This window comes from Pseudomonas sp. AC193 (assembly GCF_979258075.1).
On sequence record NZ_OZ409832.1, the window covers coordinates 147,404 to 170,884 of the forward strand.

Here is a 23,481-nt window from a genome sequence, read left to right on the forward strand (position 1 = left end):
AATAACCCCGGTTTCAGGGGAGCCGGTGCGCAGAGATCCGGTTGTCTATGCTTTGTCACATGGCGCGCCTTGCCAGTGGGGCACGGGCAGCGCCAGAATGCGGCTATCTGCCCCGCCTGATTGTTAAGGAAGCCCGATGCCTGATCCTGTTGCTGCCAGCTTGCGTCTTGCGCCCGAAGCGCTGACCCGTCCGTTTTCCGCTGAACAGTTCAGCTTCACTACCACCAATGATCTGGAGCCCTTTCGCGGTGTGCTCGGCCAGGAACGCGCGGTCGAAGCCTTGCAGTTCGGTGTGGCCATGCCACGCCCCGGTTACAACGTGTTTGTCATGGGCGAGCCCGGCACCGGCCGTTTCTCGTTCGTCAAACGCTACCTGAAGGCCGAAGGCAAACGCCTGCAGACCCCGGCGGACTGGGTCTATGTGAACAATTTCGATGAGCCGCGCGAGCCCCGCGCACTGGAGTTGCCATCCGGCACCGCCGCTTCGTTCATCGGTGACATCAACGGTTTGATCGACAACCTGCTGGCGACGTTTCCGGCAGTCTTCGAGCATCCGTCCTACCAGCAAAAGAAAAGCGCCATCGACCGCGCCTTCAACCAGCGCTACGACAAGGCCCTCGACATCATCGAGCGCCTGGCCCTGGAAAAAGACGTCGCCCTCTATCGCGACAGCAGCAACATCGCCTTCACGCCGATGCTCGACGGCAAAGCCTTGGACGAAGCTGAATTCGCCCAATTGCCAGAAGCTGATCGCGAGCGCTTTCACGATGATATTTCCGGCCTCGAAGAACGCCTGAACGAAGAACTCGCCAGCCTGCCGCAATGGAAGCGCGAGTCGAACAATCAACTGCGTTCGCTCAACGAAGAAACCATCACGTTGGCGCTGCAGCCGTTGCTGTCGCCGCTGTCGGAGAAGTACGCCGAGAACGCGGCGGTCTGCGGTTACCTGCAAGCGATGCAGGTGTACCTGCTGAAAACCGTGGTCGAGCAACTGGTCGACGACAGCAAGACTGACGCCGTGGCGCGCAAGCTGCTCGAAGAGCAATACGCGCCGAGTCTGGTCGTCGGTCATCCAGTCAGCGGTGGTGCGCCGGTGGTATTCGAACCGCACCCGACGTATGAAAACCTCTTCGGTCGTATCGAATACACCACCGATCAGGGCGCGCTCTACACCACTTATCGTCAGTTGCGCCCGGGTGCCTTGCACCGTGCCAATGGCGGTTTCCTGATTCTTGAAGCGGAAAAAATGCTCAGCGAGCCGTTCGTGTGGGATGCGCTGAAACGCGCCCTGCAATCGCGCAAGCTGAAAATGGAATCGCCGCTGGGCGAGATGGGCCGTTTCGCCACGGTCACGCTCAACCCGCAGCACATTCCGTTGCAGGTCAAAGTCATCATCATCGGTGCGCGGTCGCTGTATTACACGCTGCAAGACCTCGATCCGGACTTCCAGGAGATGTTCCGCGTTCTGGTCGACTTCGACGAAGACATCCCGATGGTCGACGAGAGCCTGGAGCAATTCGCCCAGCTGTTGAAAACCCGCACGTCGGAAGAAGGCATGGCGCCACTGACTGCCGATGCGGTGGCGCGTCTGGCGACGTACAGCGCACGGCTGGCCGAGCACCAAGGGCGTTTGTCGGCGCGTATCGGCGACCTGTTCCAACTGGTCAGCGAAGCGGATTTCATCCGCCATCTGGCTGGCGATGAAATGACCGATGCCGGGCACATCGAGCGCGCCTTGAAAGCCAAAGCCACGCGCACCGGACGTGTGTCGGCGCGGATTCTCGACGACATGCTCGCCGGGATCATCCTCATCGACACCGATGGTGCGGCAGTCGGCAAGTGCAACGGGCTGACCGTGCTCGAAGTCGGCGACTCGGCGTTCGGTGTGCCGGCGCGGATTTCCGCCACGGTGTATCCGGGCGGCAGTGGCATCGTCGACATCGAGCGCGAGGTTAACCTTGGCCAGCCGATCCATTCCAAAGGCGTGATGATCCTCACCGGGTATCTGGGCAGCCGTTACGCGCAGGAATTCCCGCTGGCGATTTCCGCGAGCATCGCCTTGGAGCAATCCTACGGATACGTCGATGGCGACAGTGCATCGCTGGGCGAGGCGTGCACGCTGATTTCGGCGCTGTCGAAAACCCCGCTCAAGCAGTGCTTCGCGATCACCGGCTCGATCAACCAGTTCGGTGAAGTGCAGGCGGTCGGTGGGGTCAACGAGAAGATCGAAGGCTTCTTCCGTCTCTGCGAAGCACGCGGGCTGACGGGCGAGCAGGGCGCGATCATTCCGCAGGCCAACGTGGCCACGCTGATGCTCGATGAGAAAGTGCTGGCGGCGGTGCGTGCCGGGCAGTTCCACGTTTACGCGGTGCGTCAGGCGGATGAAGCGTTGAGCCTGCTGGTCGGCGAACCAGCCGGTGAGCCGAACGCCGACGGCGAATTTCCGGAAGGCAGCATCAATGCACGGGTGGTCGAGCGCTTGCGCGACATCGCTGAAATGATCAGCGAAGAAGACCTCAAGGAAGCGGAAAAAGAACTGGCCCAAGAGGCGTTAGCCGAAGCAAAACCGGCCTAAAGCCTTACGCGATCCAAAACTGTGGGAGCGGGCTTGCTCGCGAATGCGGTGTATCAGTCGACACATTGGTTGACTGACCCACCGCTTTCGCGAGCAAGCCCGCTCCCACATTTGTTTGGTGTAACGACATCAAAATTCGCCACTACTCTGACGTCAAACTTCACACAATGACCATTCGGCGCCTGCTGGTTCTATCTGGCTTGCGCAGCGGACTTTTCTTCTATTCTCAGCTCAAGGATATCGACAGTATCACTGGATCGAGCCAGTCCTCCCGTGGGGGCTGAATACCGGCTTCACCGAGGGTCGCCGCCATGTCGCGCAACCTCTGTCTCACCCGTCAGTGCCTGGGTCTGGTGACCCGTATCGAATGCGCCATCAAGCCGTTGGCTGGCGATAACGGCATGTGGACGCTGCTCTTCGCCGCCGGCATGGCCGGCGAACAACCTTCCGCGATCAAAGCCCAAGGCCCGTTCCACGGCCCCGTAGCGGCGGAGTCGATTCTCGACACCATCGTTGAAAGCCTGACTTTGCACGGCTACGAACTGGCCGACGATCCGCAAATCTGGAGCCTGCACCTGCAAGCCCAGCTGCGCCAAATCAACGGAGGCCGCAGCCGCGCCTTGTAGGAGCTGCCGCAGGCTGCGATCTTTTGATCTTTCTCTTCAAGGAGCAGTATCAGACACCTGCGCCTTGTCGAGTTTGACCTCAAAACCATATTGCACGGTGGCGAGGTCGGTGCGCTGATAGGTTTCCACGTGAGTCGGGCGACCATAAAAATAATGCACGCCGACTAACGCCGGGCCCTCTGCACTGGCGTCGTGACTGACCGAAAGAATTTCCTTCAAATAATTACCGCTGTCGTCTTTGACGAAGTAGCGATATTCGTTGGCCGGAAACAATTTCAGATCCACCAGCAGCGTGTTGTTCTTGATCTCCAGACCTTTGGGCAACGATTTTTCGTCGTAGGCCTGCTTGGCCACGGTCGCCAGAAACAACGGCATCGAACCGACGGCAATCGCCGGGGTTTCCGGGAACAGATTCAAATCGTAAGTAATCGTCGCGCGCAACGGATCGACCTGGTACGCCTCGGGCGGCAGTTCGATCGGCTCGTTGAGTTTGCCGTTGTGCTTCTCGGTAAAGAACGTCACCGGGCTTTCGCCGGGGTTGAAATCGTCACCGAGCAATTCATCGTTGAACGTGCGGCGGTGGGAGAACTCGATGCGTGCGGCGCTCGGTTCTTCGACGGATTGATGGATGCGCACACCGGCCTTCAATTGCTCCTCGGTCAGGCTCTCGCCCTTGAGCCAGTTCACTGTCTGATCGTCGTAAACCGTCACCGGCAGATCCAGCGGCTGGATGGCTTTTTCCGTGGTGTGCTGTTTGAAGGCGCGGATCGGCAAGTCCAGCGCTTTACGCGATACGGTCACCGAAGAGAAATCCAGCACACTGACTTCCAGGGTTTCGATCGGGCCGTTGAAGTAGACCTTGTTGTAGCGCTTTGGATGTTTTTCTTCGAACGCCTGTTGCTCGGCAGTGAGCTGCTTGTCCAGCGCATCGCTCCAGGCTTTCTGTTGTTGCAGGTTCGTCAGTTGTTTTTCGTAGAACGCCACTTGCTCCGGGCTTTCGTTGATCGAGCCGGCACGCACCAGGTATTGCCCGCTGGCATCGCGGGCCTGAACGATCATCGGATTGAGCTGCGCCTCAGCCACTTCCGGGGCCAATGGCTGACTGTTACTGAATTCGACTTCGGCGGAATTCTTTTCAAGCTTCAGCAGTTTCACGCTGAGGTTGTCGTTGGTGCGGGTCTGGCCAACGTCTTTCTGCGTCAGGTCGAAGCTGTACAGGCGACGCGGCGCGATGACTTCGAGCTTGCCTTGTAGGCTGACCGGTTGCGGCAGGCTCTTCTTGTCGACGTTCAGACCGTCGATGAACGGGTAGGTCACGGTCAGGTCATCGGGGTTGGTGACGTTGGAGCTGGAAGGGCTGAGCTGAATGCCCGGATCGGTTTCCGACCATTCCGGCTGGTAGCCAATGACGCGTTTGTTACTCAGCGTGACCGACTGCCATTCGACGCCGTGAGGAAAGAGGAAGCCGCCGGGAATATTGAGGTTGAAAGGGAACACCGGTTGCAGGTCGGTGAGGTAGTCGGAGCTGGAATCCTTGTGCAACACAAACAGACCGTTGATAAAAGTGTCGACCAATGCCTGCGGGCTTGGGTAATGCTTGAGCACGCCGAGGGCGTCTTCGCCGTATTCGGTTTTCGCCGGGTTGCTGTCGAGTTTCTGTTTTGCGCGCTGGAGCAACAGCAATGAGCCGCCGAGTTCGCTGACGGCGTCCTTGAGTTTCGGATCGGTGATGGTGTCCAGGGATTGTTCGAACTTGGCGGTTTTCTCTTCAAGACTTGTCGCGTGCTTCTCATCGCCGGGCGAGCAACCGCTCATCAGCAGCGCGAAGCAAATTCCGGCAGTTGTTATCGGCAATCGCACATCCATTTCCACGCATCCTGTCCAACGTCACTGGGCTTTCATAGGTTTGGACACTAGCAGAAATTCTTTGTCATACGTGCGCAAACGGCGGATTCAGGACGGTTTCTGGCGGTCATGGCGGGCTGGTATACTCGCCGCCATTTCCAGCCCCCAGTGTGAGATTCAATGGAACGCTTTATCGAAAACGCAATGTACGCCACGCGCTGGCTGCTGGCGCCGATCTACATCGGCTTGTCCCTCGGTCTGCTCGCGTTGGCACTGAAATTCTTCCAGGAAATCGTCCATATCCTGCCCAACGTGTTTGCGATGGCCGAGTCGGATCTGATTCTGGTACTGCTGTCGCTGATCGACATGGCGCTGGTCGGCGGCCTGTTGGTGATGGTGATGATTTCCGGGTACGAGAACTTCGTCTCGCAACTGGACATCGACGAGGGCAAGGAGAAGCTCAGCTGGCTGGGCACCATGGACTCGTCTTCGCTGAAGATGAAAGTCGCGGCGTCGATCGTGGCGATCTCTTCGATCCACTTGCTGCGCATTTTCATGGACGCCAAGAACGTCGATCCCGAGCACCTGATGTGGTACGTGATCATTCACATGACCTTCGTGATCTCGGCCTTCGCCATGGGTTACCTGGACAAGCTCACCAAGCACTGATCGTTTGTTGAACGCTGCAAAACACCGCCCGTCTGTTGCGAAACAGACGGGCGGTGTCGTTTGTGGCTTGTGCTTTGGGGCGCGCGGGCATATCCCTGTAGATGTCCTGATTCGCCACCGCGAGAGGTGCGCACATGAACCTGCAAGAGTTGAATGCGTTTGCCATTGCCAGGAAGGTCGATGAGCTGAATCTGATCTCGATGGAGGGCGGGATTTATCTGCTCGAAGCGCGGATGCATGGCGCGGCGTATCCGCTGAGTGATCCCAAGGGCAACATGCTGACGCTGCGTTCGGTGGAGCATGCGCGAGATTTGCTGCATGCCTTTCCGGTGCTGCCCTTCAACCTCGTACACACCTCGGTACATGATGAAATGTGTGGCCTGGGCGCCAGTGGCGAGGAAAGTCTGAAGGTACCGCTGGCCTGGCGTTCCGCCCTGTAGGCGCTGCGTCCCATCGCCGAAGCATCTGTGCTAGTCTGCTCGCCCTTTTGGTTCCGGGCGCGCCGGGACGCGCTGTGCACGCACGGCAAGTCTTGTGGCCGTCCGCACAGCGGAGCAGTGTCATGTCCGAAGTAAATCTGTCCACCGACGAAACCCGCGTCAGCTACGGCATTGGCCGTCAGCTGGGTGACCAGCTGCGCGACAACCCGCCACCGGGCGTTAGCCTGGACGCAATCCTGGCCGGTCTGACCGACGCTTTCGCCGGTAAGGAAAGCCGTGTTGGTCAGGAAGAAATGTCCGCCAGCTTCAAGGTTATCCGCGAAATCATGCAAGCCGAAGCGGCTGCCAAAGCTGAAGCCGCTGCTGGCGAAGGTCTGGCATTCCTGGCTGAAAACGCCAAGCGTGACGGCATCACCACTCTGGCTTCCGGCCTGCAATTCGAAGTGCTGACTCAGGGCGAAGGCGCCAAGCCAACCCGTGAAGACCAGGTGCGTACTCACTACCACGGCACGCTGATCGACGGCACTGTGTTCGACAGCTCCTACGAGCGCGGCCAGCCAGCAGAATTCCCGGTTGGCGGCGTGATCGCCGGCTGGACCGAAGCCCTGCAACTGATGAATGCCGGCAGCAAATGGCGTCTGTACGTGCCGAGCGAACTGGCTTACGGCGCGCAAGGCGTTGGTAGCATCCCGCCGCACAGCGTTCTGGTATTCGACGTCGAGCTGCTGGACGTTCTGTAATCCCAAGCCTGTCTTGATGGCGGGCTAATGTAGGAGTGAGCCTGCTCGCGATAGCGTTTTTTCAGTCGACTGATTTGTTGTCTGACACACCGCCATCGCGAGCAGGCTCACTCCTACAGTTTTACCGTGTTTCATATTTCGATCTTGTGATGCAGTTCATGGGTCGGGCGCAACGCCCGGGCATAGCAGAACAGGAACAGATTGCGCACCAGTTCCTTGAGCACCATCGGCTCGCTGGAACTCAGGCTGCTGACATCCAGATCCCCTTGATCCTGCAGCTCATGCAAGGCTTCCTCTTCAAGCACCGCACAGACCTCGCCGGTTTCCCGATGGAGGATTCTGAGGTAAGGGTGTGGGCGATCCAGCCAAGCGTCGATTAAATAAGTCATGGTTCTCATCTCCATTGAAGGTGTTTGATGAGAATAATTCTTATTATCGAAATAGCAAGCGCCTATTGGCGGATTCTGATTTTTTCCGGGTAAAGATTGCGTAAGGTCAAAACGGCTGGCGTTTGGCTATTGCGTGGATTTATTGAGGTACGGCGGGGGAGGGTGAAGCTCCATCCCACGGCTGGCGCGGGATGGATGACAGCGCAATCAGACTTTTCTGACGAACTCGGATTTGAGTTTCATCGGGCCGATGCCGTCGATCTTGCAGTCGATGTCGTGGTCGCCATCGCACAGACGGATGTTCTTGACCTTGGTGCCGACCTTGACCACCAGCGAGGTGCCCTTGACCTTCAGATCCTTGATCACGGTGATGGTGTCGCCGTCCTGCAGGACGTTGCCGACCGAATCTTTCTTCACGGTGTCATCGGAGGCTGCTTCGGCTTCGCCGCTGGCAGACCACTCGTGGGCGCACTCCGGGCACACCAGTTGGGTACCGTCTTCGTAGGTGTATTCGGAATTGCATTTCGGGCAGGGTGGCAACGTGCTCACTAAGGCTCCTTGGGAGGGATCGCTAAAAGTCGCACATTGTATAGGGTTTTAGCTATTCAGGCAGTCAAAAGCAAAAATCGCAGCCCCGACAACCCCTGTAGGAGCTGCCGAAGGCTGCGATCTTTTGATCTTGCTACAGCGATCTCAGTGCGTGCGGGCGACCGCAAACTCACTCAATTCAACCAGTGCATCGCGATACTCGCTGGCCGGCAGCGCTTCGAGGCACTTGATCGCACGGGCCACGTAATCGCGGGCCAGTTGCGCGGTGTACTCCAGCGAACCGGAGGCTTCCACGGCAATGCGGATGCTTTCCAGGTCTTCGATCCCGCCTTTCTGAATCGCCTGACGCACCAGTGCAGCCTGTTCCGGCGTGCCTTCGCGCATGGTGTAGATCAGCGGCAGGGTCGGCTTGCCTTCGGCCAGATCGTCTCCGACGTTCTTGCCAAGAGTTTCCGCGTCGCCCTTGTAGTCGAGCAGGTCGTCGACCAGTTGGAACGCCACACCGAGGTGATCGCCGAATGTGCGCAGGGCTTCGCTCTGCTCAGCTGTGGCACCGGCCAGCGCCGCAGCGCTGTGGGTCGAAGCCTCGAAAAGCATCGCGGTTTTGCCGCGGATGACTTCCATGTAGGTTTCTTCGGTGGTGCTGGCGTCGCGCACCTTGGACAGTTGCAACACTTCGCCTTCAGCGATGATGCGCGTGGCCTGGGACAGGATCTTCATCACCGGCATCGAACCCAGTTCGACCATCATTTCGAACGAGCGCGAGTACAGAAAGTCGCCGACCAGCACGCTCGGGGCGTTGCCCCACATGGCGTTGGCGGTCGAGCGGCCACGGCGCATGCCGGACATGTCGACAACGTCGTCATGCAGCAGAGTCGCGGTGTGCAGGAATTCGATGGTGGCGGCGAGCAGACGCATGTCGTCGCCTTCGCGACCCAATGCCTTGCCACACAGCAACACTAATAAAGGACGCAGGCGTTTACCGCCGGCCGACGTGATGTAATCGCCGATTTTCGATACCAGCGGTACTCGGGAAGTCAGCTGCTTCTTGATGATGCCGTCGACGGCGTTAAAATCGTCCGCCACCGCGCGGTAGAAAGCTTGGGGTTGCATCAGAGACAGTTGCTCCAGAAGGGTTGCGCGGCATGCTACGACCACCACCCGGACCTGTCAAGGCGCGATGGACGGCCTCTTGCAACACTTCAACAGCTTGCGTACAATCGCGCACCCTGAACTTCCTGGGCAGCACCTGCCTTACGCAATTGCAATCAGGCCTTCCAGCCTTATGCAGCCATGCCAGCCAATACCTCTTCTTATAAAGAGCTGGGTGAGCAGGATTATCGGAGAAATACCATGTCGTACGCAGTAATTGTTACTGGTGGCAAGCAATACAAAGTCGCCCCAGGTGAATACCTGAAGATCGAAAAACTGGAAATCGCTACCGGCGAATCCGTTACTTTTGATCGCGTTCTGTTGGTCGCCAATGGCGATGACGTGAACATCGGCGCTCCAGTTGTTGCTGGCGCTACCGTTGTGGCTGAAGTGATCTCCCAAGGTCGTCACGATAAAGTCCGCATCATCAAGTTCCGTCGTCGTAAGCACCACATGAAGCGTATGGGCCACCGCCAGTGGTACACCGAGATCAAAATCACCGGTATTCAGGCTTAATTTCAGCCTAATTCCTCACTAGGAGAATTGACTCATGGCACACAAAAAAGCTGGTGGTAGTACCCGTAACGGTCGCGACTCAGAAGCCAAACGCCTTGGCGTTAAGATGTATGGCGGCCAGAAAATCATTCCGGGCAACATCATCGTGCGTCAGCGCGGCACCCAATTCCACGCTGGCTACGGCGTTGGCATGGGTAAAGATCACACCCTCTTCGCGAAAATCGAAGGCGTGATCAAGTTTGAAGTAAAGGGCGCGTTCAACCGCCGTTACGTGAGCGTTGTCGCAGCTTAATTGCGCAATCGCTGGAAAAGCCCTGTCTCGCGACGGGGCTTTTTCGTTTGTGGGGTGAGTCTCTTGCAAAACTGTTTGTATGGGCTGTCGGCGTGCGATGCAGGTCGTGTTTTGGGGTCGCTGCGCTCATTTTTGCAAGAGTCTTATGTCTTGATTGTTTTTCGGCTCGTCCGTACGGCGAGAGGCGTTGGTTATGAAGTTTGTTGATGAAGTATCGATTCGCGTAAAGGCTGGTGACGGTGGCAACGGTGCCATGAGTTTCCGTCGGGAAAAATTCATCGAAAACGGTGGCCCGAACGGTGGTGATGGCGGTGACGGCGGTTCCATCTACATGATGGCTGACGAAAACCTCAACACCCTGGTCGACTACCGTTACACCCGGCACTTCGATGCCGAGCGCGGTTCCAACGGTGGCAGCACTGACTGCACCGGCAAGAAGGGCGAAGACCTGATCCTGCGTGTGCCGGTTGGCACCACAGTGATCGACTCCGCCACTCAGGAAGTCATCGGCGACCTGACCAAGGCTGGTCAGAAGTTGATGGTTGTGCAGGGCGGCTGGCACGGTCTGGGCAACACTCGTTTCAAATCCAGTACCAACCGTGCGCCGCGTCAAACCACGCCGGGTAAGCCGGGTGAGCAGCGCGACCTGAAACTGGAAATGAAAGTGCTGGCTGACGTAGGCCTGCTGGGCTTGCCGAACGCCGGTAAGAGTACTTTTATCCGTTCGGTATCGGCGGCCAAGCCGAAAGTCGCCGACTACCCGTTCACCACGCTGGTACCAAACCTCGGTGTGGTCAGCGTCGATCGTTGGAAGAGCTTCGTTGTTGCGGACATTCCGGGTCTGATCGAAGGCGCTTCTGACGGTGCCGGTCTGGGTATTCGCTTCCTCAAGCACCTGGCGCGTACGCGTCTGCTGCTGCACCTCGTCGACATGGCACCGCTGGATGACGCCAGCGCTCCTGACGCGGCAGAAGTGATCGTCAACGAGCTGGTCAAGTTCAGCCCGTCCCTGGCCGAGCGTGATCGCTGGCTGGTGCTGAACAAGTGCGACCAGATCCTTGAAGAAGAGCACGAAGAGCGCGTCAAGGAAATCGTTGATCGTCTGGAATGGACTGGCCCGGTTTACGTGATTTCGGCTATCGCCAAGATCGGTACCGAGCGTCTGTGCCACGACATCATGCGTTACATGGAAGATCGTGCCGATCGCCTTGCTGCCGATCCGGCATACAAGGAAGAGCTGGCCGACCTCGATCAACGCATCGAAGACGAAGCTCGCGCCCAGTTGCAGGCGCTGGACGACAAGCGTGCCCTGCGCCGCAGCGGCGTGAAGTCGGTTCACGACATCGGCGACGATGATTGGGACGAAGAAGATGTAGATGACGAAGACGGTCCGGAAATCATTTACGTGCGTGACTGATCCGTTGCGATAAACTTGAACGCCGCTCAATCGAGCGGCGTTTTAGTATCTGGAAATCGATCGTTGGTAAGGCATAGCCACGAATAACGTCACGGGCGGCGCTGGGTCGCGCTGCCCTCAAGCTAAGGTTGAAGATGATGCGGAGCAAGGTGACAGGTGCGCAGCGTTGGGTCGTGAAGATCGGCAGCGCTTTGCTGACAGCAGATGGCAAAGGGCTGGATCGCGCGGCTATGAGTGTCTGGGTTGAGCAAATGGTGGCGCTGCATGAAGCGGGCGTCGAGCTGGTGTTGGTGTCCTCCGGGGCAGTGGCGGCCGGTATGAGCCGTTTGGGCTGGACCGCGCGACCCAGCGCGATGCACGAGCTCCAGGCGGCCGCCGCTATCGGTCAGATGGGTTTAGTGCAGGCATGGGAATCAAGCTTCGCCGAGCATGGCCGGCACACGGCGCAAATTCTCCTGACTCACGACGACTTGTCCGACCGCAAGCGCTACCTCAATGCCCGTAGCACCTTGCGTGCGCTGGTCGAGCTGAAAGTCATTCCGGTGATCAACGAAAACGACACCGTGGTGACTGACGAAATCCGTTTTGGCGACAACGACACGCTGGCGGCGCTGGTGGCCAACCTGGTCGAAGCGGATCTGCTGGTGATCCTTACCGATCGCGACGGCATGTTCGACGCCGATCCGCGCAACAATCCGGATGCGCAGCTGATCTACGAAGCGCGCGCCGATGATCCGAGTCTCGATGCGGTCGCCGGCGGTACCGGCGGTGCGTTGGGGCGTGGCGGCATGCAGACCAAGCTGCGCGCGGCGCGTCTGGCGGCGCGTTCCGGTGCGCACACCATCATCGTTGGCGGGCGTCTCGAGCGCGTGCTTGATCGCCTGAAAGCGGGCGAGCGCATCGGCACCTTGCTGTCGCCTGAGCGCGGCATGCTCGCGGCGCGTAAACAGTGGCTGGCTGGGCATCTGCAAACGCGCGGCACGCTGGTGCTGGACGATGGTGCGGTGTCGGCGTTGTCCAAAGGCAACAAAAGCCTGCTGCCAGTCGGCGTGAAACTGGTGCAGGGTAGCTTCCGTCGCGGTGAGATGGTGGTGTGCGTGGCGCCGGACGGTCGTGAGATCGCTCGTGGCCTGGCCAACTACAGCGCGCTGGAAGCACAAAAAATCATCGGTCAGTCGTCGGATGCGATTGTCGGTTTGCTCGGTTACATGGCGGAGCCAGAACTGGTTCACCGTGACAACCTGATCCTGGTGTAAGGAAAACTCGATGCGTTTAGCAAAAGGATTGTTGGGCCTGCTGATGGCGATGCCATTGCTGGCCTCGGCCGAAGAAATCGGTCAGGTGTCGACAGTGTTCAAATTCGTCGGCCCGAACGACCGGATCGTGGTCGAAGCGTTTGATGATCCGAAGGTCGAAGGCGTGACCTGCTACCTGTCGCGCGCCAAGACTGGCGGGGTGAAGGGTGGTTTGGGTCTGGCTGAAGATCGCGCGGAAGCATCGATCGCCTGTCGTCAGGTCGGGCCGATCAAGTTCAATGGCGATCTGAAGGATGGCGATGAGGTGTTCAAGGAGCGCACGTCGCTGGTGTTCAAGACCATGCAGGTGGTGCGTTTCCTCGACAAGAAGCGCAATACGCTGGTGTACCTGGTCTATAGCGATCGCCTGATCGAAGGCAGCCCGCAGAATGCTGTTACAGCGATCCCGATCCTGCCATGGGTGCCCGTCCAGCAATAACCCCGCAGATACCAATGTGGGAGCGAGCCTGCTCGCGAAGAGGTCGTGTCAGTCGATAGAGCTATCAACTGGCAGATCGCATTCGCGAGCAGGCTCGCTCCCACTTTTTTTTGCGCTGGATTTGTTAAATCACAGGCAATAAAAAACCGACCCTAAGGCCGGTTTTTTAATGACTACGTCGATTAAGCAGCTTCTTTCAGCGCTTTAACGTGGCCATTCAGACGGCTCTTATGACGAGCAGCCTTGTTCTTGTGGATGATGCCTTTATCGGCCATACGGTCGATAACTGGCACAGCCAGAACGTATGCAGCTTGAGCTTTTTCAGCGTCTTTTGCGTCAATGGCTTTAACTACATTCTTGATGTAGGTGCGAACCATGGAACGCAGGCTGGCGTTGTGGCTGCGACGCTTCTCAGCCTGTTTTGCACGTTTTTTGGCGGAAGGTGAGTTGGCCACCGTCGAGCTCCTCGAAAGACTTTTTAGGAAATAGCAAACAAAATAGGCCGCGAATCATGCCGATGAAGAGAAGTCTTGTCAAGGGCACTTGAATCGTTCCGCTAAGTGGTAGGTATAAAGAGGCGGGATATTTATTTCCGGCGCTTGACCTGTAAACTCGCGAGCTTTGGCTCTGTGCTGCTGCGGCGCGGAGTATCGCATAAGTAGGCGCTTAATTCGCCTGCTGTTTATCGACAGGCACAAATTCCCTCAATGAATCTGCTCAAATCGTTGGCCGCCGTTAGCTCTATCACGATGCTTTCCCGGATTCTGGGTTTTGTTCGTGACACGCTCATCGCCCGCACATTCGGCGCCGGGATGGCGACAGACGCCTTCTTTATCGCCTTCAAACTGCCCAATCTGCTGCGAAGAATTTTTGCCGAGGGCGCTTTCTCCCAGGCATTTGTGCCAATTCTGGCCGAATACAAAAGTCAGCAGGGCGAAGAGGCGACCCGTACCTTCATTGCTTATGTGTCGGGCCTGCTGACGCTGGTACTGGCGATCGTCACGGCGCTGGGCATGATCGCGGCGCCTTGGGTGATCTGGGCCACGGCGCCCGGTTTCACCGATACGCCGGAAAAATTCCAGCTCACCTCTGATCTGTTGCGGGTGACGTTCCCCTATATATTGCTGATCTCGCTGTCATCGCTGGCCGGCGCGATCCTCAATACCTGGAACCGTTTCTCGGTGCCCGCATTTGTGCCGACCTTGCTTAACGTCAGCATGATCGTGTTCTCGCTGTTCCTCACGCCGTACTTCGATCCGCCGGTCATGGCCCTTGGCTGGGCGGTGTTGGTTGGTGGTCTGGCGCAGCTGCTCTATCAACTGCCGCACCTGAAAAAGATCGGCATGCTGGTGCTGCCGCGTCTGAACCTGCGCGATACCGGCGTGTGGCGGGTGATGAAGCAGATGCTGCCGGCCATCCTTGGCGTCTCGGTCAGCCAGATTTCGCTGATCATCAACACTATCTTCGCCTCGTTTCTGGTCGCAGGTTCGGTGTCGTGGATGTACTACGCCGACCGTTTGATGGAGTTGCCATCCGGCGTACTTGGCGTGGCGTTGGGCACGATTTTGCTGCCGACATTGGCAAAAACCTATGCGAGCAAGGATCGTCACGAGTATTCGCGGATTCTCGATTGGGGCCTGCGTCTGTGCTTTGTGCTGGTGCTGCCGTGCTCGCTGGCGTTGGGGATTCTCGCCGAGCCGCTGACCGTGTCGCTGTTCCAGTACGGTCAGTTCAGTGGCTTCGACGCAGAAATGACTCAACGTGCGCTGATTGCTTATTCTGTCGGCCTGCTCGGGATTATCGTGATCAAAGTGCTGGCGCCGGGCTTTTATGCGCAACAGAACATCCGGACCCCGGTGAAAATCGCAATTTTCACTTTGGTGGTTACCCAGCTGTTCAACCTGGTATTGATCGGCCCGCTGGCTCACGCCGGTCTGGCCTTGGCCATCAGTGCGGGTGCCTGCCTCAACGCCGGGCTGCTGTTCTATCAACTGCGCAAGCAGCAGATGTATCAGCCGCAGCCAGGTTGGGCCAAGTTCGGTTTCAAACTGGTGGTGGCGGTGGCGGTGATGTCCGTGGTGCTGTTGATCGGCATGCATTTCATGCCGCCATGGGATCAAGGGCACATGCTTGAGCGCTTCCTGCGTCTGGGCGCCTTGGTCGCGGCGGGCGTGGTGTCCTATTTCGGTATGTTGCTGCTGCTCGGTTTCCGCCTGCGCGACTTCAATCGCAAGGCCTTGAGCTAAGGTTTTTCTCTTTATGGATGGGCGCGGGCCGGCAGTTTTGTCGGCTCGTTCACTTTGCGTTACGGTGTTGCCTGTCGTCGGCCGTCGGGTGTGGTTATAATCGACCACTTTATGAGCAAGAAGCGCGTTATGCAGCTGGTTCGAGGCCTCCACAACTTGCGCCCCCAGCATCGGGGCTGCGTCGCCACTATTGGCAACTTTGACGGTGTTCACCGTGGTCACCAGGCTATCCTGGCCCGACTGCGTGAGCGTGCGCTCGAGTTGGGCGTACCCAGCTGCGTGGTGATTTTCGAGCCGCAGCCACGGGAATTCTTTGCCCCCGAGACCGCGCCGGCACGTCTGGCCCGGTTGCGCGACAAGCTGCAACTGCTGGCCGCCGAAGGCGTCGACCGGGTGTTGTGCCTGGCGTTCAATCAGCGCTTGAGCAAACTCAGCGCCAGTGAGTTCGTCGACACCATCCTTGTGGATGGCCTCGGCGTGCAGCATCTGGAAGTCGGTGACGATTTCCGCTTTGGCTGCGACCGCCTCGGTGATTTCGATTTCCTGATGCAGGCCGGGCAGGTTCACGGTTTTACCGTCGAAGCGGCGCAAACCGTCGAGCTGGACGGCATTCGCGTCAGCAGCACGCAAGTGCGCAATGCCTTGGCCGCCGCCGATTTTGCCTTGGCCGAACGTTTGCTCGGTCGCCCGTACCGGATCGCCGGTCGCGTGCTGCATGGCCAAAAACTGGCCCGGCAATTGGGCACGCCCACTGCCAACATTCAACTCAAGCGTCGTCGCGTGCCGTTCACCGGGGTCTATCTGGTGGATGTCGATATCGACGGCAAGACCTGGCCCGGCGTCGCCAATATCGGCGTGCGGCCTACGGTACAAGGTGATGGCAAGGCCCACCTTGAAGTCCATCTTTTAGATTTTGCCGGCGATCTGTATGACCGGCGTTTGACGGTGGTTTTCCACCAAAAGCTGCGTGAAGAGCAGCGCTTCGCCTCCCTGGAGGCATTGAAAACGGCGATCAATGCGGATGTCGCCACCGCCCGTGCACTAGCCGCACCTAGCGCCCATCGCTAATGAAGAGCCTTAAATGACCGACTATAAAGCCACGCTTAACCTTCCGGACACCGCCTTCCCAATGAAGGCCGGCCTGCCACAGCGCGAACCGCAGATTCTGCAGCGCTGGGACAGTATTGGCCTGTACGGAAAGTTGCGCGAGATTGGCAAGGATCGTCCGAAGTTCGTTCTGCATGACGGCCCTCCGTATGCCAACGGCACGATCCACATCGGTCACGCACTGAACAAGATTCTCAAGGACATGATCATCCGCTCGAAGACCCTGTCGGGCTTCGACGCGCCGTATGTTCCGGGTTGGGACTGCCATGGCCTGCCGATCGAGCACAAGGTTGAAGTGACCCACGGCAAAAATCTGGGCGCGGACAAGACCCGCGAACTGTGCCGTGCCTACGCCACCGAGCAGATCGAAGGGCAGAAGTCCGAATTCATCCGTCTCGGCGTGCTGGGCGACTGGGCCAACCCGTACAAGACCATGGATTTCAAGAACGAGGCCGGTGAAATCCGTGCCCTCGCGGAAATCGTCAAGGGCGGTTTCGTGTTCAAGGGCCTCAAGCCTGTGAACTGGTGCTTCGACTGCGGTTCGGCCTTGGCCGAAGCGGAAGTCGAGTACGAGAACAAAAAGTCCTCGACCATCGACGTTGCGTTCCCGATCGCTGACGAAGCCAAACTGGCTGCCGCGTTCGGTCTGCCATCGTTGAGCAAACCTGCCTCGATCGTGATCTGGACCACCACCCCATGAAACCATCCCGGCCAACCAGGCACTGAACGTTCACCCGGAATTCAACTACGCACTGGTGGATGTCGGCGACAAGCTGCTGGTGCTGGCTGAAGAGCTGGTTGAAGCCTGCCTGGCGCGCTACGGCATCGAAGGTTCGGTCATCGCGACCACCACCGGTAAAGAGCTGGAGCTGATCAACTTCCGTCACCCGTTCTACGACCGTCTGTCGCCGGTGTACCTGGCTGACTACGTTGAACTGGGCGCTGGCACCGGCGTGGTTCACTCCGCTCCGGCTTACGGCGTAGACGACTTCGTGACCTGCAAAAAATACGGCATGGTCAACGACGACATCCTCAATCCAGTGCAAAGCAACGGCGTTTACGTGCCGTCGCTGGAATTCTTCGGCGGCCAGTTCATCTGGAAGGCCAACCCGGCCATCGTCGACAAGCTGACCGAAGTCGGTGCGCTGATGCACACCACCGTCATCGAACACAGCTACATGCACTGCTGGCGCCACAAGACTCCGCTGATCTACCGCGCCACCGCGCAGTGGTTCATCGGCATGGACAAAGAGCCAACCAGCGGCGACACCCTGCGTGTACGTTCGCTCAAAGCCATCGAAAACACCAAGTTCGTGCCGGCCTGGGGCCAGGCGCGTCTGCACTCGATGATCGCCAACCGTCCTGACTGGTGCATCTCGCGTCAACGTAACTGGGGCGTGCCGATCCCGTTCTTCCTGAACAAGGAAAGCGGCGAACTGCACCCACGTACCGTTGAGCTGATGGAAGAAGTCGCCAAACGCGTTGAAGTCGAAGGCATCGAAGCCTGGTTCAAGATGGACGCTGCCGAGCTGCTCGGCGACGAAGCGCCGCTGTACGACAAGATCAGCGACACCCTCGACGTCTGGTTCGATTCGGGCACCACGCACTGGCACGTCCTGCGCGGTTCGCACCCGATGGGTCACGAGAGCGGCCCGCGCGCCGATCTGTACCTGGAAGGTTCTGACCAACACCGTGGCTGGTTCCACTCGTCGCTGCTGACCGGTTGCGCCATCGACAATCACGCGCCGTACCGCGAACTGCTGACTCACGGTTTCACCGTCGATGAAGCCGGCCGCAAAATGTCCAAATCGCTGGGCAACGTGATTGCGCCGCAGAAAGTCAACGACACCCTGGGCGCCGACATCATGCGTCTGTGGGTGGCTTCGACTGACTACTCCGGCGAGATGGCGGTTTCCGATCAGATCCTGCAACGCAGTGCGGACGCCTATCGTCGTATCCGTAACACCGCGCGCTTCCTGCTCTCGAACCTGAGCGGTTTCAACCCGGCCACCGACATCCTGCCGGCTGAAGAAATGCTCGCGCTGGATCGTTGGGCGGTCGACCGCACCTTGCTGCTGCAACGCGAGCTGCAAGAGCACTACGGCGAATACCGTTTCTGGAACGTCTACTCGAAGATCCACAACTTCTGCGTGCAGGAGCTGGGCGGTTTCTACCTCGACATCATCAAGGACCGTCAGTACACCACTGGCGCCAACAGCAAGGCTCGCCGTTCGGCGCAAACCGCGCTGTTCCACATCTCCGAAGCGCTGGTGCGCTGGATCGCGCCGATCCTCGCTTTCACCGCCGACGAACTGTGGGAATACCTGCCGGGCGAGCGTAACGAATCGGTCATGCTCAACACCTGGTACGAAGGCCTGACCGAACTGCCAGCTGACGTTGAACTGGGCCGCGACTACTGGGAACGCGTGATGGCGGTCAAAGTAGCGGTCAACAAAGAAATGGAAATCCAGCGCGCAGCGAAAGCCGTCGGTGGCAACCTGCAAGCCGAAGTGACGCTGTACGCCGAAGACGCCCTGAGCGCCGATCTGGCCAAGCTGAGCAACGAACTGCGCTTTGTCCTGATCACTTCGACCGCCAGTGTTGCGCCTTTTGTCAGCGCACCTGAAGACGCGGTCGTGACTGAAGTCAGCGGCCTTAAGCTGAAGATCGTCAAATCGGCCTTCCCGAAGTGCGCCCGTTGCTGGCACTGCCGTGAAGACGTTGGCGTGAACCCGGAGCATCCGGAAATTTGCGGTCGTTGCGTCGACAACATCAGCGGCGCTGGCGAGGTTCGTCACTATGCCTAATGCCGTTGGCCGTTTCGGACGGTTGAGCTGGCTCTGGTTGAGTTTGCTGGTTCTGGTCATTGACCAGGCCAGCAAGTTTTACTTCGAAGGCAAGCTCGAAATGTTCCAGCAGATCGTGATCATTCCTGATTACTTCAGCTGGACGCTGGCGTACAACACCGGCGCTGCCTTCAGCTTCCTCGCGGACAGCTCCGGCTGGCAGCGCTGGCTGTTTGCCCTGATCGCCATTGTGGTCAGTGCGGTGCTGGTGGTCTGGCTCAAGCGCCTGGGCCGCAATGAAACCTGGCTGGCCGTCGCTTTGGCGCTGGTGCTGGGTGGCGCGCTGGGCAATCTGTACGACCGCATTGCCTTGGGCCATGTGATCGATTTCATTCTGGTGCACTGGCAGAACCGCTGGTACTTCCCGGCGTTCAACTTCGCCGACAGCGCGATTACCGTTGGCGCGGTGATGCTGGCACTGGACATGTTCAAAACCAAGAAAACCGAAGAGGCCGTTCATGACTGAACAGGTATTGGCTGAGCAACGCATCGGCCAGAACACGGAAGTCACTTTGCACTTTGCATTGCGCCTGGAGAACGGCGACACCGTCGACAGCACGTTCGACAAAGCCCCGGCGACCTTCAAGGTCGGCGACGGCAACCTGCTGCCGGGTTTCGAAGCGGCGCTGTTCGGCTTCAAGGCCGGCGACAAGCGCACGCTGACCGTCGAGCCGGAAAACGCTTTCGGCCAGCCGAACCCGCAGAACGTGCAGATCATCCCGCGTTCGCAGTTCGTCGACATGGAGCTGTCACCGGGTTTGCTGGTGATCTTCAACGATGCGGCCAATACTGAGCTGCCGGGCGTGGTGAAAGAATTCGACGACACGCAAGTGACCATCGACTTCAACCACCCGCTTGCAGGCAAGACGCTGACCTTTGACGTGGAAATCATTTCCGTTAAAGCGCTATAACTGACCGCACGCGGTCAAAAATGTGGGAGCGGGCTTGCTCGCGAATGCTGACTGACATTCAACCTGGATGTTGTCTGACACACCGCTTTCGCGAGCAAGCCCGCTCCCACATTAGATTTTTGCTGTTTTTGAGCTCTGTGCTCGATCAGCAGGACGTACCTATATTTCGCGCGCAAGACACGAGGCACAGCATGCAAATCAAACTCGCCAATCCCCGTGGCTTCTGCGCCGGTGTGGACCGGGCGATCGAAATCGTCAACCGCGCCCTGGAAGTCTTCGGGCCACCGATCTACGTGCGCCATGAAGTGGTGCACAACAAGTTCGTCGTTGAAGACCTGCGCAGTCGTGGCGCGATTTTCGTCGAAGAACTGGATCAGGTGCCGGACGACGTCATCGTCATTTTCAGTGCCCACGGTGTTTCCCAGGCCGTGCGTACCGAAGCCGCTGGCCGTGGCCTGAAAGTCTTCGACGCCACGTGTCCGCTGGTGACCAAGGTGCACATCGAAGTCGCGAAATACAGCCGCGATGGTCGTGAGTGCATCCTGATCGGCCACGCCGGTCACCCGGAAGTCGAAGGCACAATGGGCCAGTACGACGCCAGCAATGGCGGCGCGATCTACCTCGTTGAAGACGAAAAAGACGTCGTCGAATTGCAGGTGCATAACCCGGAAAAACTGGCTTTCGTCACCCAGACCACGCTGTCGATGGACGACACCAGTCGCGTCATTGATGCCTTGCGCACACGCTTCCCGGCTATCGGCGGCCCGCGCAAGGACGACATCTGTTACGCCACGCAAAACCGTCAGGACGCGGTCAAGCAACTGGCCGACGAGTGCGACGTGGTTCTGGTAGTCGGCAGCCCGAACAGTTCCAACTCCAACCGCTTGCGCGAACTGGCCGAGCGCATGGCCACCCCGGCCTACCTGATCGACGGCGCCGAAGATCTGCAAGAGAGCTGGTTCGACGGTGTCGAGCGTATCGGCATCACCGCTGGTGCCTCAGCACCGGAAGTGCTGGTGCGTGGCGTGATTCAGCAACTGCAAGCCTGGGGCGCGACCGGCGCCGATGAGCTGGCCGGGCGCGAAGAGAACATCACGTTCTCGATGCCGAAAGAGCTGCGCGTTCGTTCGATCTGACGTTTTTGGGTTTCTGACACAACGCCTGTTCAGCGCTTTTGCTGCTCAGGCGCACGCGACCGGTCGCCGCCAGTACCACTTGGCGCTGGCTGACCGGCTCGTGAGCCGAGCAAATATGTAATGTCCCTGCCTGAAACGCCCGCCCGGGCATCAGCGGTTGTCCCAGACTGCTGAAGCGCACGTATCGACTCACTGATCGATTACCGACAATCGGCACCCTCGCGTCACTCGCACGTTCTGCCAACAAGGGATTGCTGCTGTCCGCAGATCCTCTGCCGCTGATATCCACAATGATCCGCCAGCCCTGACTCCAGTCACCGTTGATGCCATGAATCACCACGCTCTGATTGCGCGTGATGGCCAGGCTGCGTGCGTTGCGAATACCGTCGAGCAGCGACTGCGCGGCCAGATCCCGCTGGTTCGATTCGCGCAGCGTTGCGAACGCCGGATTGACCAACAGCAGAACAATTGCGCCGATCGCCAGTCCCATAAGCAGTTCTATCAGGCTGAAACCGTGTTGCGTCATGAAAACTCCCTCCGTGGAGTGTGATGAGCGGCGCGATCCTTACGCCGCGCAGGGCAAATCAACCGACGCGGGTCGGTTGAATGTTCTAGCGTGTAGAAGCAGGTATAGCCGACGGCAACGGAGGGCATCGATGGATCTTCGTACAAAAGGTTTCACGCTGATCGAGTTGCTGGTGGCGATGGCGATCTTCGTGTTGCTCATCACACTTGCCGTGCCGGCGTTCACCAAGTCGATCCAGAGCAGCAAGGCCGATACCGAAATGGGCGATCTGCAACGGGCAATCAATTTTGCCCGGCTTGAAGCGATTGATCGTGGCGTGACCACTCGCTTGCGCCCGAGCGCCGGCGGCAGCGTCTGGATGGGTGAATTGGCGGTTTACGACAGTACTGGCACGCCGGCGAATGTATTGCGGGTTGTTCCAGCGATGAGCAGCGGCGCCACTCTGGCGCTACCCTCTGGATTGACCGCGCTGGATTTCAACAATCTCGGCGGTCTGGCGGCACCGTCCACGGCGGTGGTCATCAGTTACACGCTGGGCACGCAAAGCAGGACGCTGAACGTGTGTTTGAACGGACGAATTCAATTGGGTGGAATTTGCGGATGAGGGCAGGGAGTCAACACGCACAGGAGGGCATGACGCTGATCGAAGTGCTGGTCGCGTTGCTGATTCTGACCGTCGGGTTGTTGGGCGCGGCGGCGGTGCAACTGAATGCGCTGAAGTACACCGACAGCTCGCGGATGACCAGTCAGGCCAGTTTTATCGCCTATGACATGATGGATCGCATTCGCGCCAACTCCGGCGCCGACTACACCGTGACGCCGCCGACCTCGGGCAATCTCAGCGTCGCTCGCGATCAGGATCTCTACGATTTCACCACCAACATCATTGCTTTCGGCGGGCCCACCGCTACCGGCAGCATCACGCTCAATCAGCGGGTGTACACCATCACCATCAACTGGAGTGACGCGCGGGCCGCCAACACCGCCAGCGCGCCGCGCAGTTTCGTCCTCAGCAGCCGTGCGGCGGTTGATCCGGTGGCCACGCCATGAGGCGCGATAATCGGGGTTTCGGCCTGATCGAATTGCTTGTCGCCCTCGCGCTGGGTCTGATCATCGTGCTGGGTGTCGTGCAGATTTTCATCGCGGCGAAAAATACCTATGTCAGTCAGAACAGCGCCGCCGCGATACAGGAGGACGCGCGTTTTGTGCTGAGCAAAATGATTCAGGAAATCCGCATGGTGGGCATGTTCGGTTGCCTCGGCACGATTACCGATTCGAGCACGGCCGGGGATTTCAATGCCGCGCAGATCGCTCCGATCGGCTGGGATAACGCCAACCTCAAACTGACGCTGGTGACCGCCGATATCGGCAGCGGTGGTGGCACGCCGACCTGGACGGTGCTCTCCGATTGCCGCAACAGCGCCACGGCGTATACCGGTTTACGAGCGGCGGCGACCGGACAGATTGCCTTTCCGATTCGCCGATTGATCTACAGCTTCAGCAACAACCAGATACTCATGGGCACCGGCAGCGGCACGCCGACCCAGCAGGTGCTGGTGAACAACGTCAGTGCTTTCACCGTTACCTTCGGCCTGGCGAGTTCTGCGACCGATGTGGCCGCTTCAACTTACAGCGCCAACCCTAGCGATCCGGCACGCATCCGCAGTGTGCGCCTGAGCCTGACCCTGCTCGACCCCAACAGCCGGGTCGCCCCACAAACCTTCAACGTGGTTGCCGCTTTGCGCAACCGCTTGCAGTGAGGGCC

The 23,481-nt window shown here is 58.7% G+C and carries 24 protein-coding genes and 1 pseudogene; 19 read left to right on the forward strand and 6 right to left on the reverse strand.

What is annotated here, in order from left to right:
• Nucleotides 1–136: 136 nt before the first annotated feature.
• Both ACZZ0D_RS00685 and ACZZ0D_RS00690 read left to right on the forward strand, forming a co-directional pair.
• Entirely contained in the window at nucleotides 137–2,575 is a 2,439-nt protein-coding gene (locus tag ACZZ0D_RS00685) for a Lon protease family protein (protein ID WP_053123997.1), read from the forward strand.
• Nucleotides 2,576–2,886: 311 nt separating this feature from the next.
• A complete protein-coding gene (locus ACZZ0D_RS00690) occupies nucleotides 2,887–3,201 on the forward strand; it encodes a PA4575 family protein (protein ID WP_194934842.1) in 315 nt (104 codons plus the stop codon).
• 36 nt (nucleotides 3,202–3,237) lie between these two features.
• Here the strand turns inward: ACZZ0D_RS00690 and ACZZ0D_RS00695 are convergent, their stop codons facing one another.
• Nucleotides 3,238–5,067, reverse strand: a complete 1,830-nt coding sequence (locus tag ACZZ0D_RS00695) for a hypothetical protein (RefSeq protein WP_463552236.1) — start codon at nucleotides 5,065–5,067, stop codon at nucleotides 3,238–3,240.
• A gap of 159 nt (nucleotides 5,068–5,226) precedes the next feature.
• Here ACZZ0D_RS00695 and ACZZ0D_RS00700 point away from each other — a divergent pair, with 159 nt between their 5' ends.
• The 3 genes from ACZZ0D_RS00700 to ACZZ0D_RS00710 all read left to right on the forward strand — a co-directional run bounded on the left by ACZZ0D_RS00700 (nucleotide 5,227) and on the right by ACZZ0D_RS00710 (nucleotide 6,895).
• Nucleotides 5,227–5,715 carry a TIGR00645 family protein gene (locus tag ACZZ0D_RS00700; RefSeq protein ID WP_053123989.1) on the forward strand — a complete coding sequence of 163 codons (489 nt, stop codon included), beginning with the start codon at nucleotides 5,227–5,229 and terminating at the stop codon, nucleotides 5,713–5,715.
• A 134-nt stretch (nucleotides 5,716–5,849) separates the two neighbouring features.
• Nucleotides 5,850–6,155 carry a DUF6482 family protein gene (locus ACZZ0D_RS00705; protein WP_053123987.1) on the forward strand — a complete coding sequence of 102 codons (306 nt, stop codon included), beginning with the start codon at nucleotides 5,850–5,852 and terminating at the stop codon, nucleotides 6,153–6,155.
• A gap of 122 nt (nucleotides 6,156–6,277) precedes the next feature.
• Nucleotides 6,278–6,895, forward strand: a complete 618-nt coding sequence (locus tag ACZZ0D_RS00710; RefSeq protein ID WP_008078561.1) for an FKBP-type peptidyl-prolyl cis-trans isomerase — start codon at nucleotides 6,278–6,280, stop codon at nucleotides 6,893–6,895.
• A 131-nt stretch (nucleotides 6,896–7,026) separates the two neighbouring features.
• On the opposite strand, the gene ACZZ0D_RS00715 is transcribed toward ACZZ0D_RS00710, so the two are convergent.
• From ACZZ0D_RS00715 to ACZZ0D_RS00725, 3 genes are all read right to left on the reverse strand, one after another.
• The gene (locus ACZZ0D_RS00715; protein ID WP_053123985.1) at nucleotides 7,027–7,284 is read right to left on the reverse strand and encodes a PA4570 family protein; all 258 of its coding nucleotides are present in this window, start codon (nucleotides 7,282–7,284) and stop codon (nucleotides 7,027–7,029) included.
• A gap of 207 nt (nucleotides 7,285–7,491) precedes the next feature.
• Nucleotides 7,492–7,833, reverse strand: coding sequence for a zinc ribbon domain-containing protein YjdM (locus tag ACZZ0D_RS00720; RefSeq protein ID WP_053123983.1), 342 nt, complete (start codon nucleotides 7,831–7,833; stop codon nucleotides 7,492–7,494).
• Between the two features lie 144 nt (nucleotides 7,834–7,977).
• A complete protein-coding gene (locus tag ACZZ0D_RS00725) occupies nucleotides 7,978–8,946 on the reverse strand; it encodes a polyprenyl synthetase family protein (protein ID WP_053123982.1) in 969 nt (322 codons plus the stop codon).
• Nucleotides 8,947–9,186: 240 nt separating this feature from the next.
• On the opposite strand from ACZZ0D_RS00725, the gene rplU reads away from it, so the two are divergent.
• The 5 genes from rplU to ACZZ0D_RS00750 all read left to right on the forward strand — a co-directional run bounded on the left by rplU (nucleotide 9,187) and on the right by ACZZ0D_RS00750 (nucleotide 12,944).
• Nucleotides 9,187–9,501 (forward strand): 50S ribosomal protein L21, encoded by a 315-nt coding sequence (gene rplU / locus ACZZ0D_RS00730; protein ID WP_003176051.1) that lies wholly within the window; start codon nucleotides 9,187–9,189, stop codon nucleotides 9,499–9,501.
• 34 nt (nucleotides 9,502–9,535) lie between these two features.
• Nucleotides 9,536–9,793, forward strand: a complete 258-nt coding sequence (gene rpmA, locus ACZZ0D_RS00735) for a 50S ribosomal protein L27 (protein ID WP_003176049.1) — start codon at nucleotides 9,536–9,538, stop codon at nucleotides 9,791–9,793.
• A gap of 193 nt (nucleotides 9,794–9,986) precedes the next feature.
• A complete protein-coding gene (gene cgtA / locus ACZZ0D_RS00740) occupies nucleotides 9,987–11,210 on the forward strand; it encodes an Obg family GTPase CgtA (protein WP_426619104.1) in 1,224 nt (407 codons plus the stop codon).
• Nucleotides 11,211–11,347: 137 nt separating this feature from the next.
• Nucleotides 11,348–12,466, forward strand: coding sequence for a glutamate 5-kinase (gene proB, locus ACZZ0D_RS00745; RefSeq protein ID WP_053123978.1), 1,119 nt, complete (start codon nucleotides 11,348–11,350; stop codon nucleotides 12,464–12,466).
• 10 nt (nucleotides 12,467–12,476) lie between these two features.
• Nucleotides 12,477–12,944 carry a CreA family protein gene (locus tag ACZZ0D_RS00750; protein WP_053123976.1) on the forward strand — a complete coding sequence of 156 codons (468 nt, stop codon included), beginning with the start codon at nucleotides 12,477–12,479 and terminating at the stop codon, nucleotides 12,942–12,944.
• Nucleotides 12,945–13,126: 182 nt separating this feature from the next.
• Here the strand turns inward: ACZZ0D_RS00750 and rpsT are convergent, their stop codons facing one another.
• Entirely contained in the window at nucleotides 13,127–13,399 is a 273-nt protein-coding gene (gene rpsT, locus ACZZ0D_RS00755) for a 30S ribosomal protein S20 (protein ID WP_003228351.1), read from the reverse strand.
• A gap of 252 nt (nucleotides 13,400–13,651) precedes the next feature.
• Between rpsT and murJ the strand changes: the two genes are divergently transcribed.
• The 6 genes and pseudogenes from murJ to ispH all read left to right on the forward strand — a co-directional run bounded on the left by murJ (nucleotide 13,652) and on the right by ispH (nucleotide 21,190).
• The gene (murJ, locus tag ACZZ0D_RS00760) at nucleotides 13,652–15,190 is read left to right on the forward strand and encodes a murein biosynthesis integral membrane protein MurJ (RefSeq protein WP_053123974.1); all 1,539 of its coding nucleotides are present in this window, start codon (nucleotides 13,652–13,654) and stop codon (nucleotides 15,188–15,190) included.
• A gap of 129 nt (nucleotides 15,191–15,319) precedes the next feature.
• The gene (gene ribF, locus ACZZ0D_RS00765; RefSeq protein WP_038361708.1) at nucleotides 15,320–16,258 is read left to right on the forward strand and encodes a bifunctional riboflavin kinase/FAD synthetase; all 939 of its coding nucleotides are present in this window, start codon (nucleotides 15,320–15,322) and stop codon (nucleotides 16,256–16,258) included.
• Between the two features lie 13 nt (nucleotides 16,259–16,271).
• Nucleotides 16,272–19,104 (forward strand): annotated as a pseudogene (ileS, locus tag ACZZ0D_RS00770) (isoleucine--tRNA ligase).
• The gene (gene lspA, locus ACZZ0D_RS00775; protein ID WP_053123968.1) at nucleotides 19,097–19,609 is read left to right on the forward strand and encodes a signal peptidase II; all 513 of its coding nucleotides are present in this window, start codon (nucleotides 19,097–19,099) and stop codon (nucleotides 19,607–19,609) included. The pseudogene ileS and the gene lspA overlap by 8 nt, the downstream one beginning before the upstream one ends.
• Nucleotides 19,610–19,616: 7 nt before the next feature.
• Nucleotides 19,617–20,054 carry an FKBP-type peptidyl-prolyl cis-trans isomerase gene (fkpB, locus tag ACZZ0D_RS00780; protein ID WP_178087437.1) on the forward strand — a complete coding sequence of 146 codons (438 nt, stop codon included), beginning with the start codon at nucleotides 19,617–19,619 and terminating at the stop codon, nucleotides 20,052–20,054.
• A 191-nt stretch (nucleotides 20,055–20,245) separates the two neighbouring features.
• The gene (gene ispH / locus ACZZ0D_RS00785; protein ID WP_463552237.1) at nucleotides 20,246–21,190 is read left to right on the forward strand and encodes a 4-hydroxy-3-methylbut-2-enyl diphosphate reductase; all 945 of its coding nucleotides are present in this window, start codon (nucleotides 20,246–20,248) and stop codon (nucleotides 21,188–21,190) included.
• Here the strand turns inward: ispH and ACZZ0D_RS00790 are convergent.
• Nucleotides 21,147–21,716: a GspH/FimT family pseudopilin gene (locus ACZZ0D_RS00790; RefSeq protein WP_463552238.1), complete on the reverse strand. Its 570-nt coding sequence runs from the start codon at nucleotides 21,714–21,716 to the stop codon at nucleotides 21,147–21,149. The two genes, ispH and ACZZ0D_RS00790, sit on opposite strands and share 44 nt — an antisense overlap.
• A 130-nt stretch (nucleotides 21,717–21,846) precedes the next feature.
• Between ACZZ0D_RS00790 and ACZZ0D_RS00795 the strand changes: the two genes are divergently transcribed.
• From ACZZ0D_RS00795 to ACZZ0D_RS00805, 3 genes are read left to right on the forward strand one after another with little or no spacing between them, the layout of a single operon-like run.
• Nucleotides 21,847–22,320: a GspH/FimT family pseudopilin gene (locus tag ACZZ0D_RS00795; protein WP_463552239.1), complete on the forward strand. Its 474-nt coding sequence runs from the start codon at nucleotides 21,847–21,849 to the stop codon at nucleotides 22,318–22,320.
• Nucleotides 22,317–22,766: a type IV pilus modification protein PilV gene (gene pilV, locus ACZZ0D_RS00800; RefSeq protein WP_053123960.1), complete on the forward strand. Its 450-nt coding sequence runs from the start codon at nucleotides 22,317–22,319 to the stop codon at nucleotides 22,764–22,766. The genes ACZZ0D_RS00795 and pilV overlap by 4 nt, the downstream gene beginning before the upstream one ends.
• On the forward strand, nucleotides 22,763–23,476 hold the full coding sequence (locus ACZZ0D_RS00805) for a PilW family protein (protein ID WP_463552240.1): 714 nt from the start codon (nucleotides 22,763–22,765) through the stop codon (nucleotides 23,474–23,476). The genes pilV and ACZZ0D_RS00805 overlap by 4 nt, the downstream gene beginning before the upstream one ends.
• Nucleotides 23,477–23,481 lie beyond the last annotated feature (5 nt).

Coding starts and splice junctions, on each gene's coding strand:
- ACZZ0D_RS00685 (WP_053123997.1), top strand. CDS start 137: ATGCCTGATCCTGTTGCTGCCAGCTTGCGTCTTGCGCCCGAAGCGCTG.
- ACZZ0D_RS00690 (WP_194934842.1), top strand. CDS start 2,887: ATGTCGCGCAACCTCTGTCTCACCCGTCAGTGCCTGGGTCTGGTGACC.
- ACZZ0D_RS00695 (WP_463552236.1), bottom strand. CDS start 5,067: ATGGATGTGCGATTGCCGATAACAACTGCCGGAATTTGCTTCGCGCTG.
- ACZZ0D_RS00700 (WP_053123989.1), top strand. CDS start 5,227: ATGGAACGCTTTATCGAAAACGCAATGTACGCCACGCGCTGGCTGCTG.
- ACZZ0D_RS00705 (WP_053123987.1), top strand. CDS start 5,850: ATGAACCTGCAAGAGTTGAATGCGTTTGCCATTGCCAGGAAGGTCGAT.
- ACZZ0D_RS00710 (WP_008078561.1), top strand. CDS start 6,278: ATGTCCGAAGTAAATCTGTCCACCGACGAAACCCGCGTCAGCTACGGC.
- ACZZ0D_RS00715 (WP_053123985.1), bottom strand. CDS start 7,284: ATGACTTATTTAATCGACGCTTGGCTGGATCGCCCACACCCTTACCTC.
- ACZZ0D_RS00725 (WP_053123982.1), bottom strand. CDS start 8,946: ATGCAACCCCAAGCTTTCTACCGCGCGGTGGCGGACGATTTTAACGCC.
- rplU (WP_003176051.1), top strand. CDS start 9,187: ATGTCGTACGCAGTAATTGTTACTGGTGGCAAGCAATACAAAGTCGCC.
- rpmA (WP_003176049.1), top strand. CDS start 9,536: ATGGCACACAAAAAAGCTGGTGGTAGTACCCGTAACGGTCGCGACTCA.
- cgtA (WP_426619104.1), top strand. CDS start 9,987: ATGAAGTTTGTTGATGAAGTATCGATTCGCGTAAAGGCTGGTGACGGT.
- proB (WP_053123978.1), top strand. CDS start 11,348: ATGCGGAGCAAGGTGACAGGTGCGCAGCGTTGGGTCGTGAAGATCGGC.
- ACZZ0D_RS00750 (WP_053123976.1), top strand. CDS start 12,477: ATGCGTTTAGCAAAAGGATTGTTGGGCCTGCTGATGGCGATGCCATTG.
- murJ (WP_053123974.1), top strand. CDS start 13,652: ATGAATCTGCTCAAATCGTTGGCCGCCGTTAGCTCTATCACGATGCTT.
- ribF (WP_038361708.1), top strand. CDS start 15,320: ATGCAGCTGGTTCGAGGCCTCCACAACTTGCGCCCCCAGCATCGGGGC.
- lspA (WP_053123968.1), top strand. CDS start 19,097: ATGCCTAATGCCGTTGGCCGTTTCGGACGGTTGAGCTGGCTCTGGTTG.
- ispH (WP_463552237.1), top strand. CDS start 20,246: ATGCAAATCAAACTCGCCAATCCCCGTGGCTTCTGCGCCGGTGTGGAC.
- ACZZ0D_RS00790 (WP_463552238.1), bottom strand. CDS start 21,716: ATGACGCAACACGGTTTCAGCCTGATAGAACTGCTTATGGGACTGGCG.
- ACZZ0D_RS00795 (WP_463552239.1), top strand. CDS start 21,847: ATGGATCTTCGTACAAAAGGTTTCACGCTGATCGAGTTGCTGGTGGCG.
- pilV (WP_053123960.1), top strand. CDS start 22,317: ATGAGGGCAGGGAGTCAACACGCACAGGAGGGCATGACGCTGATCGAA.
- ACZZ0D_RS00805 (WP_463552240.1), top strand. CDS start 22,763: ATGAGGCGCGATAATCGGGGTTTCGGCCTGATCGAATTGCTTGTCGCC.